This window comes from Paracoccus limosus (genome assembly GCF_009711185.1).
Lineage (GTDB): Bacteria > Pseudomonadota > Alphaproteobacteria > Rhodobacterales > Rhodobacteraceae > Paracoccus > Paracoccus limosus.
The window spans coordinates 151,067-167,489 of the sequence record NZ_WMIF01000001.1 but is presented as its reverse complement, the minus strand read 5'-3'; the positions used below and the strand labels follow the sequence as shown (position 1 = coordinate 167,489).

Genomic DNA, 16,423 nt, shown 5'->3' with positions numbered 1-16,423 from the left:
GGGCCTTCTGGCCCGGCTTGCTGTCCGTGCTGATGCTGCTGGCCGGCTGGACCATTGCCGCAGAGCTGGTCGGCAAGCCGCAGACCCTGCCCTCGCCGCTGGTGGTGGCGGGGCGCATCGGCCAGCTCATCGGCAGCGGCGAGCTGTGGTTCAACGCCGGCATGACGCTGATGCGGGTCGGGCTCAGCTTTGCGCTGGCCATGGCGGCGGGGCTGGCGCTGGGGCTGTGGATGGGCCGGTCGCGCCGCGCCGACGACTGGCTGAACCCGGCGCTGATCATCTTGCTGAACGTGCCGGCGCTGGTTCTGATCGTGCTGTGCTATATCTGGATCGGCCTGAACGAAACCGCCGCCGTTCTGGCGGTGGCGCTGAACAAGATTCCGGTGGTCACGGTGATGATCCGCGAAGGCGCCCGCGCCCTGCGCCCCGATCTGGACGAGATGGCGCGCGCCTTTCGCATGGCGCCCCTGACGCGGCTGCGCCATGTCGTGCTGCCGCAGCTTGCGCCGCAGATCGCGGGCGCCGCGCGGGCCGGGATCTCGCTGATCTGGAAAATCGTGCTGGTGGTCGAATTCCTTGGCCGCTCGAACGGCGTCGGCTTCAAGATCCACCTGCTGTTTTCCAATTTCGACGTGGCCGGCGTGCTGGCCTGGGCGCTGGCCTTTGTGCTGGTGATGCTGGCCGTGGATCTGGCCCTGTTGCGGCCATGGGAGCGGCGGGTGAACCGCTGGCGGCACGATGCGGCTTGAACTGGAGGGGAAATCCTATGCCGGCCGGCAGGTGCTGGGGCCGCTGTCACTGTCGGTCACGCGCGGCGAGCGGCTGGCGATCCTTGGCCCCTCGGGCATCGGCAAGTCCACGCTGCTGCGCATTCTTGCCGGGCTTGACGGCGATTTCGCGGGCCGACGCGAGGGGGCCGAACGGCTGGCGCTGGTGTTTCAGGAACCCGTGCTGCTGCCATGGCGCGATGCTCTGGCCAATATCACCATCCCGACCGGCTGCGATCCCGCCCGCGCCCGCGACTGGCTGGCCGAGGTCGGGCTGGCCGGGCGCGAGGCGCATTTCCCGCGCCAGCTGTCGCTGGGCCAGCAACGGCGGCTGGCGCTGGCCCGCGCCTTTGCCGCGCGTCCCGATCTGTTGCTGATGGACGAACCCTTTGCCTCGCTCGACCCCGAGACGGCGGCGCGGATGGTGGCGCTGACCGGCCGGCTGCTGGCGGGCAGCGGCGCCGGGCTGGTGCTGGTCACCCATGCCCGGGACGAGGCGCTGGCGCTGGACTGCCGGCTGCAAGTGCTGGCGGGCCAGCCGGCGCGGCTGTCGCCCCCGCACGAGTCCCCCTAGAAGGACTGGTCCCAGACCCGGCCCTCGGTATCCTCGGCATGGACGCTGATCGGCCCCTGCCCCGGCGCATGGGCAAAGCGGAACACCGGATCCTCGGAAATCGAGATCCCGGCGCTCATGGTGAACAGCTCGGCCCCGTCCTGCTTCACCGCCAGCGACTGGATGAATTCCGCCGGGATCGTCATCAGCGTCACCTGATCGCGTTGCAGACCCGAGAAATTCGGATGCCGGATCATCAGCGTGCCGATCTGGCGCCCGGCCTCTTCGGTCTGGCGCAGCTTCATCTGGCCCATGCCGGCGCGGACCTCGTCCAGACTTTTGCCGGCAGGCGCCGCGCAGCCGCCCGAGGCTTTCACATAGCGCCCGGCCATCACCTTGCGCCCATCGGCCAGCGTCGCGATGGCGCGCAGGTCGGAATAGCTGTCCACACGCACGCGCACTTCGAAATCCAGAGGCATCAGCGCCGGGCCAAAGGTGAACTCGGCCGCGACCGGCGCCGGGTTGCCATCCACCACCAGCACCAGCCCGGTGATCGCCGGCGCGCCCGGCGGCTGGGTCAGATGCACCGGCACCAGCGCCGGATTGTCGGCGCGTTTGGGCGCATCAAGGTTCAGGATCGCGGGATCGACCGGCGGCTCGGACTCGGTGCCGATCACCGCCAGCCGCATGTCATCCCACAGCGCCGAGGGTTGCAGCGGATTGTCCACCGCCGCGCCGTCCTGCGCCAGCGCCGGCGCCGCAAGCAGCATCAGGATCAGCGCCAACCGGGTCATGATCGTAGCTCCCTCGACATGCGCCGATAGACCAGCGCGGTGTCGTCGCTGGCGGCATCGGCCTCGGCCTCGGCGCGCAGCCGGGCGTTCAGGGGTGAGCGGGTGCAGACCGGATCGGTGACCATCGCATCGCCCGCGACCGCCATGGCCTGACAGCGGCAGCCGCCGAAATCCAGCTCGCGGCGGTCGCAGGACTGGCAGGGCTCGGGCAGCCATGCGGTGCCGCGAAACGCGTTGAAGGCGGTGCTGTCGCGCCAGATTTCGGCCAGCGGCCGTTCGCGCGCATTGTCAAAGCGCAGCGACTGGATGGTCTGCGCGGCATGGCAGGGCAACACCACCCCGTCCGGCGCGATATTCAGCCCGGTCGAGCCCCAGCCGCCCATGCAGCTTTTGGGATGCGCGGCGTGGTGGTCGGCCGGCACATAGTCGATGACCATGCGCCCGCGCAGACGTTCGCGCGCGGCCAGCACCACCTCACGCGCGCGTATGGCCTGCGCCTGCGTCGGCATCAGCGGACGGCGGTTCAGATCGGCCCAGCCGTGGAACTGCACGGTCGCCACCTCGATGCGGCGGCAACCCAGCCGCTCGGCCAGATCGATCATCTCGGGCAGGCGATCAAGGTTCTGGCGATGCACCACCGCGTTCAGCGTCAGCGGAAAGCCGATGGCGCGGATCCATTCCACCGCCTGCATCTTGCGGCTGAAACTGCCGCCATAGCCGCTGATCCAGTCGGCCATTTCCGCGTCGATGCCCTGCAGCGACAGCTGGACGTGATCGACGACCCCGTCCAGTTCGCGCAGCCGCGTCTCGGTCAGACCGATGCCGGAGGTGATCAGGTTGACATAAAGCCCGGCGTCGCGGGCCGAGGTGGCGATCTGGGTCAGGTCGCGGCGCGAGGCCGGCTCGCCCCCCGACAGATGCACCTGCAAGACGCCCATCGCGGCCGCCTGCGCAAAGATATCGGCCCATTCCGCCGCCGAAAGCTCGGTCTGCACCCGCGCCAGTTCGACCGGGTTGGAACAATAAGGGCAGGCCAGCGGGCAGCGATGCGTCAGCTCGGCCAGCATCGCCATCGGCGGCGCGACCAACACCGGATTGCCCAGAATATCGCGGGGACCATCATCCGGCATGGGCGACCTCCGCCTTTGCGGCATCCGCCGCGATCCCGGCGCCACCTTCTTCGGCCAGAAAGACCATGCGCCGGTCGACCAGCCCGGTGATGAACTCGCGCACGTCGCTTTCGATCTGCTCGGCGGGGGCGGCATAGCGGTTGCAAAGCACCAAAATCACCTCGGCCAGCGAGCGTTTGCCGTTCAGTTCCGACAGGATGGCATCGCCCACCGGGTCCAGCTGCATGGCACGTTCGGGCGCCAGCAGCACACGGATGCCCCGCACCCGGTCGTCATGCAGACGCACGCCCCGCGGCAGGTAGGGCACGGCGGCATTGCTGATGCGCGGCCTGCTCATGCGACCTCGCTTGCTGCCGAAGCGGCCAGCAACCCCTGACCGGGTTGCCAGGCGCCGGGGGGGATCCTGCCCTCGACATAGCCGTGCCACAGCGCATCGAGCTGCGCCCACAGCACATCGGTCTTGAAGCTCAGCGCCGCCGCCGCCGCATCCTGTTTCTCCAGCGTATCGGCATGGTCCAGCACATAGGTCAGGCCGAATTCGACATCCTTGCGCGCCTCGGTCAGGCGGTTGCGGAAATAGGCAAGGCTGGCGTCATCGGCGAAATCATAGTGCTTCAGCAGGCCCTCGATGCGCTCGGCATGGATGCGGGGGGCAAACATCTCGGTCAGACTGGCGGCCACCGCATCCAGCAAGGGCATGTCGCGCACGAAGCGGACATAGGCATCGACGGCAAAGCGCGTCGCCGGCATCACCCCCACGCCGCTTGCGACATAATCGGGGTCCAGCCCCACCGCGCGGGCCAGCGCCAGCCAGCGCCGGATGCCGCCGCCTTCGTCGACGCCGCCATCGTGATCCTCGATCCGGCTGCGCCAGATGCGGCGCAGTTGCGGATCGTCCAGCCGTGACATGAAGGCCGCGTCCTTCATCGGGATGCGCGACTGGTATTGCCAGCGGTTCACCACCCAGGCGCGCACCTCGTCGGGGGTGCAGCCGCCGCCATGCAGGCGCTTATGAAAGGGATGCAGATCGTGATAGCGCTCGGCGCCGATGCGCCGCAGCCGCTCGTGGAACTCGGCGCGCGATTGCGGGGCGCGGGGCGCGGGGGCCGGGGTGGTCATGGCGTGATCTCCAGTCCGTCATGCCCGACCTGCCAGCCCTCGGCCCGCGCCAGCGCGCGTTCGGGACTGCCGGGATCGACCAGCGGGTTCGAATTGTTCAAATGCACGAAAATGCGCTGCCCCAGCGCCAGCCCGGCCAGCGCCGCCATGCTGCCATCGGCGCCCGAGACCGGCACATGGCCCATCCTCCGGCCGGTCTTGGCGCCCAGCCCGGCGCGGATCATCTCGTCATCGGTCCACAGTGTGCCGTCAAACAGCAGCGCGTCACAGCCCGCAAGCCGCTGTTTCAGCCAGTCCGGCACCTCGGCGCAGCCGGGCACGTAACAGGCGCGGCGACCGTTCGCCGTCAGCTCGACGCCGACGGTCTGCTCACCGATCAGCCCGGTTTCGACCGTCTCGCCCTCCAGATACAGCGGCACCTTGCCCGGCACCGCGAACAGGCAGGCGGTCAGGCCCGGCGCCAGCTCAAAGGGCTGATCCAGCGCCACCTCGGCCCGGCGCACCAGCCGCGCGTCCAGCGCCGAAAGCATCGGGTTTTCCGCCAGCACGGCATGGATCGCCTTTGTGGCGAACAGGTCGAACCCCTGCCCCTCGCGCAGCGTCAGAAGCCCGGCGACATGGTCGATGTCGCCATTGCTGACCAGAACCGAACGGATCGGCGTGCCGCGCAGCGCCTGCGGCGCCAGCGCCGGCGTCGCCTGCAACTGGCCGCGCAGATCGGGCGAGGCGTTGATCAGCGCCCAGTCGCGGCCATTGGCGGACACTGCGATCCCGCTCTGGCTCATCGCCGGGATCAGCCCGTCGCGCGCGCGCCCGCAGTTCGGACATCCGCAATTCCATTGCGGCAGTCCTCCGCCTGCACCAGTGCCCAGAATGACGATACGCATCTTGCGCTGCTGCAAACCGGCCAGCACCTCAGCGCCGGCCGGTTCGCATCATGCCGTTCGACGGATCAGAACAGCACCGGCTCGTCGTCAGCCGGGGCATACATGTTGATCTCCATGCCGCAGGCAATTTCCTTCAGCGCGGGTTTTGTCCAGGCCATGCGTATCTCCTCCTCTGCAATGGGGCCGCTGGATGCAGCCAGATTGCGATGGTATGCCGACGCCATGACCAGTCAACCGCCAAAAGGTCTTAGGTGGTTTCGCCCGGAAGCCAAGCTAGGATCGCCTGCCAGCCCACGAGGTCCGGGATGTTTCACCTGATCCTGACGGCCTGTCTGGCCGCCGCGCCCGATGATTGCGCGCCACGTCTGCTGCCTGCGGGCGACGCCCCCGATGCCGCCGGATGCGAGGCCCGGGCCGAGCCGATCGCCCGCGACTGGATCGCCCGCCACCCCGACCTGCGCGCCCGCGAGGGCCATTGCGTGCCGACCGGCGCCCTGCCGGCGCTGAACGTGACCGAGATCGCCGATGACGTCTATTTCCATCAGGGCGTGATGGACCAGATCTCGCCCGGCAATCGCGGCCGCATCGCCAATCTGGCCTTTGTCATCGGCGATACGGTGGCGGTCATCGACGCCGGTGGCAGCCAGGCCGAGGGCGAGGCGCTTTATGCCGCCATCCGTCGCGTCACTGACCGCCCGATCAGCCATCTGATCCTGACCCACATGCACCCCGATCACATTCTGGGCGCCGAGGTGTTTTCCGAGGCCGGCGCCACCATCACCGCCAATGCCCGCCTGCCCGAGGCGCTGGCCCGGCGCGCCGATGCCTGGATGGTGTCGATCCCGGCGCAGATCGGGCGCCCCGCCTTTGCCGGCACCCGCGTCGTGGCGCCCGACCGGCTGGTTGCGGCGCCGGCGACCATCGCGCTGGGACCGACGCAGCTGCAACTGGTGCCGGTGCCCTCGGCGCATACCGACAACGACCTGACGGTGCAGGACAGCCGCAGCGGGGTGTTCTTTGCCGGCGATCTGGTCTTTCGCGGGCTGACACCATCTCTGGACGGCAGGCTGGACGGCTGGCTCGACTGGACCCGGGCCGGCCCGCCCCAGCCCGTGCCCAGCCTGATCGTGCCCGGCCATGGTCCGGTCACCGAGATCTGGGCCGATGCCGTCACGCCCGAACAGACCTATCTGACCGGGCTGCGCGATGCCACGCAGCGCGCGATCCGGGGCGGCATGGCGCTGTCGCGCGCCATTCCCGCCATCACCGCGATGATGCAGCCCTATTCCGAGGGCTGGGCCGATTTCGACGCCACCACCGCGCGCAACGCCGCGACCGCCTATTCGCAACTGGAATGGGAATAGGCACATTGCCTGCCGCCGCGTCGAATGCCAAAGTCGCCCCGCACGCATGGGGAGAGCAACGATGGCCGCAATTTTGTCCCGGATCATGCCGGCCGTGCTGGGCACGGCTCTGGCGCTGGCCATCGCGCCGGCACATGCCCAATCGGCACTGCCCGATTCGCCCCTGCCCGAGCGACGCGTGCATCTGCTGGCCGACACCGACCTGCCGGGTGGCGACATCGGCAAGATCTTTGACACCACGCTGCAAGCCTGCGTGCAAGCCTGTCTGGCCGACAACAGCTGTCAGGCGCTGACCTATAACCAGAACGCGCGCGCCTGTTTCCCCAAGGGCGGCGATGCCGGGGCGGCCTCGGGCTTTGCCGGGGCGCTGGCTGGTCAGGTGATAGACACCGCTGCCGATGCGCAGGCGCTGGCCAGCAGGCGCGCGGCGGCCGCAGCCGCCTTCCTGTCGGCCGATGATCTGCGCGCCGCGACCGCGCAGGCGCGTGGCCTCGCGGCGATGAACCCGCCGACCCTGCCCGATTCGCTGGCCGAGGCTGGTGCCGCCGAATCGCGCGGCGATCTGGCACAGGCCGCCAGACTGATGGCGCAGGCCGTGGCGCAAGAGGACCGCGCCGAGGACTGGACCAATTTCGCGCGGCTGACGCTTTACACCAATGATGCCAATGACAGCGACAGCGCTTCGGCCATCGCCTCGATGGCGGCCAATGGCTATCTGCGCGCCGCCAATGACGCCGTGGCAGCCAAGGCGCTGTCTTGGCTGGCCATGGCCGATGAACGGCTGAACCGTGGCAATGACGCGCTGGCGGCGCTGCGGCTGGCCGCGAAACTTGCGCCGAATGATGCCGAGATCGCCACCGCGCTTGAGGAATCGCAGGCCCGCAACGGGCTGCGCGTCACCGAAAACCAGGTCGAATCGGATGGCCGCCTGCCGCGCTTTTGCGCCGTGATGTCGCGCGATCTGGCCAAGGGTCGCGACTATGCCCCCTTCCTGCGCCTGCCGCAGGGCGACCTGACCGTCGAGGCCGAGGGCAACCGGCTCTGCGTCGCCGGCCTCAGCCATGGCCAGAACGTGCAGATCACCCTGCGCGCTGGCCTGCCCGCCGGCGATGGCGAGCTGCTGGCCCGCGATGTGACGCTCAGGGGCTATGTCCGCGACCGCGCGCCCTCGGTGCGCTTTCCGGGCCGGGCCTATGTGCTGCCCGCCTCGGGCGATCAGCGGCTGTCGATGGTCACGGTCAACACCGACCGGGTGGACCTGACGCTGCTGAAGATCTCGGACCGCAACCTGATCCGCGCCATGTCCGAGGACATGTTCGCGACGCCCCTGGACAGCTGGCGCGCCAGCTATTTCAGCGACAGCATGGCGCGCGAAATCTGGAAGGGCTCGGCCGAGGTCGCCAAGCCCGTGGGCCGCGACAGCCAGAATCAGGAGCTGACCACCAGCCTTGCCATCCCGGCCAAGGCCGGCCCGCTGGAGCCCGGCATCTATATCGTCGAGGCCGGCGTCAGCGGGCAGAACGCCTCGGATGACGGGCTGGCGGCGCAATGGTTCGTCATCTCGGATTTCGGCATCTCGACCTATTCGGGCAGCGACGGGCTGACGGTGGCAGTGCGCAGCCTGCGCGATGCCTCGGCCAAGGTGGGCGCCGAGGTGGCGCTGGTCAGCCGCTCGAACGAAGTGCTGGCCCGCGCCGCAACCGATGCGCAGGGCGTGGCGCATTTCGCGCCGGGTCTCGCGCTTGGCAAGGACGGCGCCGCGCCGGCCATGGTGACGGTGACCGACTGGCAGGGCGAGGGCGCCGACCGCGCGCCGCGCGACATGGCCTTCCTGTCGCTGACCGATCCCGAATTCGACCTGTCCGATCGCGGCGTCGAGGGCCAGCCCCCTGCCCCGCCGATCGACATCTTCCTGACCACCGATCGCGGCGCCTATCGCGTCGGCGAGACGGTGAACGCCACCCTGCTGGCCCGCAATCCCGAAACCCGGGCGCTGGAAAACCTGCCGCTGACCGCCGTGATCCTGCGCCCCGATGGCGTCGAGGCGGCGCGGCTGGCGCCGACCCCGGCCAATGCCGGTGGGGCGACCCTGTCCTGGGCGATCCCCGGCAATGCGCCCCGCGGCACATGGAAGCTGGAACTGCGGGCCGAGGCCGATGGCCCGGCGCTGGCCACCCAGCGCCTGCTGGTCGAGGATTTCCTGCCCGAGCGCATCGACTTTACCCCGAAGCTGCCCGAGGGCCCGGCCAAGGCCGGCGCCGGGCTGGATCTGACGCTGGCCGCGCATTGGCTTTTTGGGGCGCCGGCGGCGAACCTGCCGGTCGAGGGGATGCTGCGGCTGGCGCCGACGCGCAGCCTTGCGGGCTATGACGGCTTTGTCTTTGGCGCCGAGGACGACCCGACCGCGCCGGTCGTTAACAGCCTGCCCGCCGGCACCACCGATGCCGCGGGCAATTACAGCGCCCGCATCACCCTGCCCCCCGCCAATGAGCTGGGCCCGCGCCCGTTCAACGCCGAGGTGGTTCTGGACATCCGCGAGGGTGCCGGCCGCCCGGTCGAGCGCAGCGAAAGCCGCCTCGTGATGCCCGCAGCCCCGGTGCCCGGCATCAAGCCGCTGTTTCAGGACGGGATCGTGGCCGAGAACGCGGAGGCGCGTTTTGCGCTGGTCGCCATCGGCCCGGATCTGAAGCCGGTGGCCGCGCCGCTGCGCTGGGTGCTGAACCGCATCGACACCGATTACCAATGGTATTCGCTGGGCGGGCAATGGAACTGGGAGGCGGTGACCTCGCGCTCGCGCGTGGCCGAGGGCGTCGCTGAGCCGGGGCAGACCCCGGCCGAGATCGCGGCCAACGTCGATTGGGGCCAGTATGAGCTGGTCGTCGAACCGACCTCGGGTCAGGGGGGCACGGCTTCGGTCCAGTTCTACGCCGGCTGGGGCGCGGTGGCGGACGCCGCCTCGCCGACGCCGGACCGGCTGCAGGTGACGCTGGACAAGCCCGCCTATCGCAGCGGCGACACCGCCCATGTCCGGGTCGAGGCCGCAAGCGACGGCGTGGGTCTGGTCTCGGTTCTGTCGAACCGCGTCGTTTCCATGCAGGCCGTGGCGCTGAAAGCCGGCGAGAACCGCATCGACCTGCCCGTCACCGATGACTGGGGCGCGGGCGTCTATGTCACGGTCTCGGCCATCCGCCCCTTGGGCGAGGCCAAGGCGGATGCCCGGACGCCGGTGCGCGCGCTGGGTCTGGCCCATGCCGCCGTTGATCCCGGCGACCGCAAGCTCGCGGCCAGCATCGAGGCCCCGGCCGAGGTGCGCCCGCGCGGCATGGTGCCGGTCAAGCTGAAGGTCGAAGGGGCCGCTGCGGGCGAGACGGTGCAGGCCACCATCGCCGCCGTCGATCAGGGCATCCTGAACCTGACCGGCTTCCAGCCGCCGAACCCGTCGGATCATTACTTCGGCCAGCGCCGTCTGGGCGTCGGGCTGCGCGATCTTTATGGCCGGCTGATCCTGTCCACCGGCGCCCCCGATGGCGCGCTGCGCGAGGGCGGCGATGCCATGCAATCGAACACCGAAGCGCCGCCCCCCACCGAAAAGCTGATGAGCTGGTTCTCGGGCGCGGTGACCCTTGGCGCGGATGGCACCGCGACCGTCGAGGTGCCGGTCGGCGATTTCAACGGCGAGCTGCGGCTGATGGCCGTGGTCTGGTCGGCCAAGGCGGTCGGTCAGGCCGATGCCAGCGTGCTGGTGCGCGATCCGGTGGTACTGACCGTGACCGCGCCGGCCTTCCTTGCGCCGGGTGATCAGGCCGAGGTCGGGCTGCGCCTGACCCATGCCTCGGGTCCGGCGGGCGAGATGCGGCTGGCCGTGGCCCAGACCGGCGGCGATGCGCCGCTGACGACCCGACTGCCGCAGGACAGCGTCACCCTGGCCGAACATGGCGAGGCGCGGCTGCAGATGCCGGTCAGCGCCGGCGCCACCGAAGGGCTGGCCCGGCTGCGCCTGACGCTGAGCACGCCCGATGGCAGCGATCTGACCAAGGACATCACCATCCCGGTCGCGCTGAATGAAGCCGATGTCCAGCGTCAGGACCGGCTGGAGATCGCGCCGGGCCAAAGCATGACCCTGCCGCCGGAACTGACGGCGGGGCTGGTGCCGGGGGCGGCGCTGACCGCCTCGCTGGGGGCCTATGCGCGGCTGGACGTGGCCGGGACACTGGCCCGGCTGGCGCGCTATCCCTATGGCTGCACCGAGCAGCTGACCTCGGGGGCGATGCCGCTGCTGTATCTGCCCGAACTGGCGGCGCTGGCGGGGGCCGATGCCGGCGACAGCCGCGAACAGGTGCAAAAGGCCATCACCCAGATCCTGACCCGGCAGGGCAGCAATGGCGGCTTTGGCCTGTGGTCGGCTGATTCAGGCGATCTGTGGCTGGAGGCCTATGTCACCGATTTCCTGTCGCGCGCCCGCGTGGCCGGCTATCAGGTGCCCGACACCGCCTTCCGTCAGGCCATCGACAACCTGCGCAACCGCGCCAATTACGCGACCGAGCCGCAGGCGGCCACGCCCGACGACAATGCCGCGCTGGCCTATGCGCTGGCGGTGCTGGCGCGCGAACGGGCCGCGACCGTGGGCGATCTGCGCTATTACGCCGATACGGCGGCGGCGGCCTTCTCGACGCCGATGGCGGCGGCCGATCTGGGCGCGGCGCTGGCCTCTTATGGCGATCAGCAGCGCGCCGACAGCATGTTCACGCAGGCGCGCAACCTGCTCAACCTTGGCGCGCCCGAGCCGCAGGCGTTCCGCGCCGATTACGGCACCCGCCTGCGCGACGGGCTGGCACTTCTGGCGCTGACCGCCGAGGCGCGCAGCGAGGTCGTGGACCAGACCACGCTGACCTCGCAGCTGGCCGATCGCATCGCCAAGATGCAAGAGACCGGCGGCACGCCCTCGACCCAGGAATCGGTCTGGACGGTGCTGGCGGCGCAGGCGCTGTCGCATGATGTTCCGCCCGTCACCCTGAACGGCGTGGCGCTGACCCGGCCGGTCGCCGAACTGCCGGCAGAGGCAAGCCTTGCCAATACCGGCAACAAGCCGCTGGAGGTCACGCTGACCGCCACCGGCAAGCCGGCGCAGCCCGAGGCGCGGGCCGGCGGGCGCGGCTATACCATCAGCCGGTCCTATTTCGGCATCGACGGCAAGCCGCTCGACCCGGCCAGCCTGCCGCAGGGCACCCGCATCGTCGTGCAGATCAAGATCACGCCGCAAGCCGAAGGCGGCGGGCGGCTGCTGGTCTCGGATCCGCTGCCGGCCGGGTGGGAAATCGACAACCCCAACCTGCTGCGGGCCGGCGATATCGCGGCGCTGGACTGGCTGGACGGCCAGACCCAGGCCGAGATGACCGAGTTCCGTGCCAACCGCTTTGCCGCCGCGCTGACTTGGACCTCGGCCGAGCCGTTCAGTCTGGCCTATATCGCGCGGGCGGTGACGCCGGGGCAATTCCGCCAGCCCTCGGCCAGCGTCGAGGACATGTATCGCCCGAATTACCGGGCCTGGACTGCCGGCGCCGCCGTCTCGGTCACGCCCTGACGCCCGCCGGCCAATCCCCCCGCCCCGGCCGGAAACGGCCGGGGTTTCTGTCAGCGGAAAGCAAGGCTTGTCCCAAGGGGACGCCCGCGCAATAATCCCGGCAACGACCAGGGAGGGAGGAGACCTTGCCCGAACGTCACGAAGACAGGGTCGCGCAGGCGTCGCAATCGCCGGCGGCAGTGACCCGGCTGGCCGCCAGCTGGCGCCGGTCGATGGTCAAGCATGGCCTTGACCCGGCCCGCCCGCCCAAGCTGCGCCGGCTGATGGAGCGCGAGCTGATCGACCGGCGCGAGCGTCTGGGCCAGTTCGTCGCCATCGCCCGGCCACAGCTGGACCAGCTGTTCCAGCTGGTCTGTCCGACCGGCTGCAATGTGCTGATGACCGATGCCGCCGGCATCGTGCTGGAACAGCGCGTCAATGCCGCCGATGCCGAGACCTTTCGCAACTGGGGCCTCTGGGCCGGCACCGACTGGTCCGAACAGGCCGAGGGCACCAATGGCATCGGCACCTGCCTTGCCGAGGGGCGGCAGGTCACCATCCACCGCGACGAGCATTTCTATTCGCGCAACACCGGGCTGTCGTGCATGGACGCGCCGATCTGGGGCCCGGACGGGCGGCTGATCGCGGCGCTGGATGTCAGCTCGGCGCGGGCCGATCACACCGAACGCTGGAACGGGCTGATCGCGGCGCAGGTCGCGCAAAGCGCCCGCCAGATCGAGGCGGCCTATTTCCGCGCCAGCTTTCCCGGCGCCCGCATCGTCACCGCCACCGTCGAGGGCGCCGAGGACAGCGCCCTGCTGCTGGCCGTGGACAAGGACGATCTGGCCATCGGCGCCAACCGCGCCGCCCGCCGCGCCTTTGGTCTGGAAAAGGAAGGCCAGCTGCGCCCGCGCCCGGCCTCGGACCTGCTGGGCCGCGACGACGACGCCACCGGTTTTGAAAAGGCCGAGCGCGCGGCGGTGATTCGCGCCCTAGCCCGGGCCGAGGGCAATGTCTCGGCGGCCGCCCGCGCTCTTGGGGTGGGCCGCGCAACTTTATATCGCCGGATGCAACGTTTGGGTATTTCTGAAAACCCCGGGCGACTGTCTCGGGGGTGAAACACATTCCGCGCTGCGGCGAAAGCAGCGCGTTGATTTGCGAAGCAGGGGACGCCACCTTGAGGACGAACCGGCAGGAGGAGCCGGTCTGACAGGAGGATTGACCATGCCGAACGACCAGACGCATGACTTCAAGGGCGTGACCGTCATGCCTTTCGCCAAGCGCTATGACAACTATATCGGCGGCGATTGGGTGGCACCGAAAGCCGGCAGGTATTTCACCAACACCACCCCGATCACCGGCGCCGAAATCGGCGAGATCGCGCGCTCCAGCGCCGAAGATGTCGAACTGGCGCTGGACGCCGCCCACGCCGCCAAGGACAAATGGGGCCATACCGCGCCGGCCGAACGCAGCAACATCCTGCTCAAGATCGCCGACCGCATGGAGGCGAACCTTGAACTGCTCGCCACCGCCGAGACCTGGGACAACGGCAAGCCGATCCGCGAGACCATGGCCGCCGACGTGCCGCTGGCCATCGACCATTTCCGCTATTTCGCCGGCGTCCTGCGCAGCCAGGAAGGCACGCTGTCGGAAATCGATTCGGAAACCATCGCCTATCACTTCCACGAGCCGCTGGGCGTCGTCGGCCAGATCATCCCGTGGAACTTTCCGCTGCTGATGGCCTGCTGGAAACTGGCGCCCGCACTGGCCGCCGGCAACTGCATCGTCATCAAGCCCGCCGAACAGACCCCGGCCAGCATCATGGTCTGGATCAGCCTGATCGGCGACCTGCTGCCGCCGGGCGTGCTGAACATCGTCAACGGCTTTGGCCTTGAAGCCGGCAAGCCGCTGGCCTCGAACCCGCGCATCGCCAAGATCGCCTTTACCGGCGAGACCTCGACCGGCCGGCTGATCATGCAATATGCCGCCGAGAACCTGATCCCGGTCACGCTGGAACTGGGCGGCAAGTCGCCCAACATCTTCTTTGCCGATGTGGCGCGCGAGGATGACGATTTCTTCGACAAGGCGCTGGAAGGTTTCGCGATGTTCGCGCTGAACCAGGGCGAGGTCTGCACCTGCCCGTCGCGCGTGCTGATCCAGGAATCGATCTATGACCGCTTCATGGAGCGTGCGGTGAAACGCGTGCAGGCGATCAAGCAGGGCGACCCGCGCGATGCCGCCACCATGATCGGCGCGCAGGCGTCCAGCGAGCAAAAGGAAAAGATCCTGTCCTACCTCGACATCGGCCGCAAGGAGGGCGCGGAGGTGCTGACCGGCGGCGGTGCGGCCGATCTGGGCGGCGAGCTGTCGAACGGGTTCTACATCCAGCCGACCATCTTCCGCGGCCATAACAAGATGCGGATTTTCCAAGAGGAAATCTTTGGCCCGGTCGTCTCGGTGACTACCTTCAAGGACGAGGCCGACGCGCTGGCCATCGCCAATGACACGCTTTACGGCCTCGGCTCGGGCGTGTGGTCGCGCGATGCCAATACCTGCTACCGCATGGGCCGCAACATCAAGGCCGGCCGCGTCTGGACCAACTGCTACCACGCCTATCCGGCCCATGCGGCCTTCGGCGGGTACAAGCAGTCGGGCATCGGCCGCGAAACCCACAAGATGATGCTGGACCACTACCAGCAGACCAAGAACATGCTGGTCAGCTACTCGCCCAAGAAACTGGGCTTCTTCTGATCGCATGACGACTGAACCTCGGGTGCGGCACCGCCGCGCCCGGGTGTTCTTGAGCCCCCCTCAGGAACAACAAAGGAGGCCCCTATGGCCAAGACGATGAAAGCCGCCGTGGTGCGGGAATTCGGCAAGCCGCTCAGCATCGACGAGGTTCCGATCCCCGAACCCGGCCCCGGCATGATCCAGGTGGCCATCAAGGCCTCGGGCGTCTGCCACACCGACCTGCACGCCGCCGAAGGCGACTGGCCGGTGAAACCCAATCCCCCCTTTATCCCCGGCCATGAGGGCGTGGGCTTTGTCTCGGCGGTGGGCGCCGGCGTCAAACATGTCAAAGAGGGCGACCGCGTTGGCGTGCCGTGGCTTTACACCGCCTGCGGTTACTGCCGCCATTGTCTTGGCGGTTGGGAAACCCTGTGCGAAAGCCAGCAGAACACCGGCTATTCCGTGAACGGCGGCTTTGCCGATTACGTGGTCGCCGATCCGAATTACGTGGGCCATCTGCCCAAGAACATCGACTTTCTGGAAATCGCCCCGGTGCTGTGTGCAGGCGTGACGGTCTACAAGGGCCTCAAGGTCACCGACACCAAGCCCGGCGACTGGGTGGTGATCTCGGGCATCGGCGGTCTGGGCCATATGGCCGTGCAATATGCCAAGGCCATGGGCATGAATGTGGCCGCCGTCGACATCGACGATGAAAAGCTGGCGCTGGCCCGCAAGCTGGGCGCGACGCTGACCGTGAACGCGATGACCGACCCCGATCCGGCCGGCACGATCAAGCGCGAAACCGATGGCGGCGCGCAGGGCGCGCTGGTCACCGCTGTTGGCCGCAAGGCCTTTGAGCAGGCGATCGGCATGGTGGCGCGTGGCGGCACCGTGGCGCTGAACGGGCTGCCGCCGGGGGACTTCCCGCTGGACATCTTCGGCATGGTGCTCAACGGCATCACCGTGCGCGGCTCGATCGTCGGCACCCGGCTGGACCTGCAGGAATCCATCGATTTCGCCGCCCAAGGCAAGGTCAAGGCCACCATCCAGACCGGCAAGATCGAAGATATCAACGACATCTTCGCCAAAATGCACAAGGGCCAGATCGAAGGCCGCATGGTTCTGGACATGGCCTGATGGAAAGCCGCCCGCTGGATCAGGTCGAAGCCACGCCCGCCGCGCTTGCGCTGCTGGCCGAGATCGTCATCGATCATGGCCCGGTCCTGTTTCATCAGTCGGGCGGCTGCTGTGACGGCTCTTCGCCGATGTGCTATGCGCAGGGCGATTTCCGCATCAGCGAACGCGACATCAAGCTGGGCGAGATCGGCGGCATGCCGTTCTATATCTCGGCCAGCCAATACGAGACCTGGAAACACACCCGGCTGACCATCGACGTGGTCGCGGGACGCGGCGGCATGTTCAGCCTCGACAATGGCCGCGAGAAGCGTTTCCTCGTCAGGTCGGATCTCTGCCAGATCTGATCTGATTTCGGCGCGGGCGCGCCGTCCTCCCACCCCAT

At 68.7% G+C, this 16,423-nt stretch carries 14 protein-coding genes; 8 read left to right on the top strand and 6 right to left on the bottom strand.

Features of this window, described 5'->3' with window-relative positions:
* The first annotated feature begins 32 nt into the window (after positions 1–32).
* Positions 33–749 (top strand): ABC transporter permease, encoded by a 717-nt coding sequence (locus tag GL279_RS00930; protein ID WP_155062881.1) that lies wholly within the window; start codon positions 33–35, stop codon positions 747–749.
* Entirely contained in the window at positions 739–1,341 is a 603-nt protein-coding gene (locus GL279_RS00925; RefSeq protein ID WP_155062719.1) for an ATP-binding cassette domain-containing protein, read from the top strand. Before GL279_RS00930 ends, GL279_RS00925 begins: the two co-directional genes overlap by 11 nt.
* Here GL279_RS00925 and GL279_RS00920 read toward each other — a convergent pair.
* The 6 genes from GL279_RS00920 to pqqA all read right to left on the bottom strand — a co-directional run bounded on the left by GL279_RS00920 (position 1,338) and on the right by pqqA (position 5,408).
* Positions 1,338–2,114, bottom strand: coding sequence for a quinoprotein dehydrogenase-associated SoxYZ-like carrier (locus tag GL279_RS00920; protein WP_155062718.1), 777 nt, complete (start codon positions 2,112–2,114; stop codon positions 1,338–1,340). The two genes, GL279_RS00925 and GL279_RS00920, sit on opposite strands and share 4 nt — an antisense overlap.
* Positions 2,111–3,244: a pyrroloquinoline quinone biosynthesis protein PqqE gene (pqqE, locus tag GL279_RS00915; RefSeq protein WP_155062717.1), complete on the bottom strand. Its 1,134-nt coding sequence runs from the start codon at positions 3,242–3,244 to the stop codon at positions 2,111–2,113. Before pqqE ends, GL279_RS00920 begins: the two co-directional genes overlap by 4 nt.
* Entirely contained in the window at positions 3,234–3,581 is a 348-nt protein-coding gene (gene pqqD / locus GL279_RS00910) for a pyrroloquinoline quinone biosynthesis peptide chaperone PqqD (RefSeq protein ID WP_155062716.1), read from the bottom strand. Before pqqD ends, pqqE begins: the two co-directional genes overlap by 11 nt.
* Entirely contained in the window at positions 3,578–4,363 is a 786-nt protein-coding gene (pqqC, locus tag GL279_RS00905; protein ID WP_155062715.1) for a pyrroloquinoline-quinone synthase PqqC, read from the bottom strand. The genes pqqD and pqqC overlap by 4 nt, the downstream gene beginning before the upstream one ends.
* The gene (gene pqqB, locus GL279_RS00900; RefSeq protein WP_155062714.1) at positions 4,360–5,250 is read right to left on the bottom strand and encodes a pyrroloquinoline quinone biosynthesis protein PqqB; all 891 of its coding nucleotides are present in this window, start codon (positions 5,248–5,250) and stop codon (positions 4,360–4,362) included. Before pqqB ends, pqqC begins: the two co-directional genes overlap by 4 nt.
* A 65-nt stretch (positions 5,251–5,315) precedes the next feature.
* Positions 5,316–5,408: a pyrroloquinoline quinone precursor peptide PqqA gene (pqqA, locus tag GL279_RS00895; protein ID WP_155062713.1), complete on the bottom strand. Its 93-nt coding sequence runs from the start codon at positions 5,406–5,408 to the stop codon at positions 5,316–5,318.
* 147 nt (positions 5,409–5,555) lie between these two features.
* Here pqqA and GL279_RS00890 point away from each other — a divergent pair, with 147 nt between their 5' ends.
* The 6 genes from GL279_RS00890 to GL279_RS00865 all read left to right on the top strand — a co-directional run bounded on the left by GL279_RS00890 (position 5,556) and on the right by GL279_RS00865 (position 16,385).
* A complete protein-coding gene (locus GL279_RS00890) occupies positions 5,556–6,614 on the top strand; it encodes a quinoprotein relay system zinc metallohydrolase 2 (RefSeq protein ID WP_155062712.1) in 1,059 nt (352 codons plus the stop codon).
* A 61-nt stretch (positions 6,615–6,675) separates the two neighbouring features.
* On the top strand, positions 6,676–12,195 hold the full coding sequence (locus tag GL279_RS19535; RefSeq protein ID WP_155062711.1) for an alpha-2-macroglobulin family protein: 5,520 nt from the start codon (positions 6,676–6,678) through the stop codon (positions 12,193–12,195).
* Between the two features lie 125 nt (positions 12,196–12,320).
* A complete protein-coding gene (locus tag GL279_RS00880; protein WP_155062710.1) occupies positions 12,321–13,292 on the top strand; it encodes a helix-turn-helix domain-containing protein in 972 nt (323 codons plus the stop codon).
* Between the two features lie 106 nt (positions 13,293–13,398).
* Positions 13,399–14,925 carry an aldehyde dehydrogenase gene (gene adh, locus GL279_RS00875; RefSeq protein WP_155062709.1) on the top strand — a complete coding sequence of 509 codons (1,527 nt, stop codon included), beginning with the start codon at positions 13,399–13,401 and terminating at the stop codon, positions 14,923–14,925.
* A gap of 84 nt (positions 14,926–15,009) precedes the next feature.
* Complete coding sequence (gene adhP, locus GL279_RS00870; protein WP_155062708.1) at positions 15,010–16,041, top strand: alcohol dehydrogenase AdhP; 1,032 nt, start codon at positions 15,010–15,012, stop codon at positions 16,039–16,041.
* Entirely contained in the window at positions 16,041–16,385 is a 345-nt protein-coding gene (locus tag GL279_RS00865; protein WP_155062707.1) for a DUF779 domain-containing protein, read from the top strand. The genes adhP and GL279_RS00865 overlap by 1 nt, the downstream gene beginning before the upstream one ends.
* Positions 16,386–16,423 lie beyond the last annotated feature (38 nt).

What these genes read in the sequence shown, in the direction of transcription:
- GL279_RS00930 (WP_155062881.1), top strand. Translation starts at nt 33, where the DNA reads ATGCTGCTGGCCGGCTGGACCATTGCCGCAGAGCTGGTCGGCAAGCCG.
- GL279_RS00925 (WP_155062719.1), top strand. Translation starts at nt 739, where the DNA reads ATGCGGCTTGAACTGGAGGGGAAATCCTATGCCGGCCGGCAGGTGCTG.
- GL279_RS00920 (WP_155062718.1), bottom strand. Translation starts at nt 2,114, where the DNA reads ATGACCCGGTTGGCGCTGATCCTGATGCTGCTTGCGGCGCCGGCGCTG.
- pqqE (WP_155062717.1), bottom strand. Translation starts at nt 3,244, where the DNA reads ATGCCGGATGATGGTCCCCGCGATATTCTGGGCAATCCGGTGTTGGTC.
- pqqD (WP_155062716.1), bottom strand. Translation starts at nt 3,581, where the DNA reads ATGAGCAGGCCGCGCATCAGCAATGCCGCCGTGCCCTACCTGCCGCGG.
- pqqC (WP_155062715.1), bottom strand. Translation starts at nt 4,363, where the DNA reads ATGACCACCCCGGCCCCCGCGCCCCGCGCCCCGCAATCGCGCGCCGAG.
- pqqB (WP_155062714.1), bottom strand. Translation starts at nt 5,250, where the DNA reads ATGCGTATCGTCATTCTGGGCACTGGTGCAGGCGGAGGACTGCCGCAA.
- pqqA (WP_155062713.1), bottom strand. Translation starts at nt 5,408, where the DNA reads ATGGCCTGGACAAAACCCGCGCTGAAGGAAATTGCCTGCGGCATGGAG.
- GL279_RS00890 (WP_155062712.1), top strand. Translation starts at nt 5,556, where the DNA reads ATGTTTCACCTGATCCTGACGGCCTGTCTGGCCGCCGCGCCCGATGAT.
- GL279_RS19535 (WP_155062711.1), top strand. Translation starts at nt 6,676, where the DNA reads ATGGCCGCAATTTTGTCCCGGATCATGCCGGCCGTGCTGGGCACGGCT.
- adh (WP_155062709.1), top strand. Translation starts at nt 13,399, where the DNA reads ATGCCGAACGACCAGACGCATGACTTCAAGGGCGTGACCGTCATGCCT.
- adhP (WP_155062708.1), top strand. Translation starts at nt 15,010, where the DNA reads ATGGCCAAGACGATGAAAGCCGCCGTGGTGCGGGAATTCGGCAAGCCG.
- GL279_RS00865 (WP_155062707.1), top strand. Translation starts at nt 16,041, where the DNA reads ATGGAAAGCCGCCCGCTGGATCAGGTCGAAGCCACGCCCGCCGCGCTT.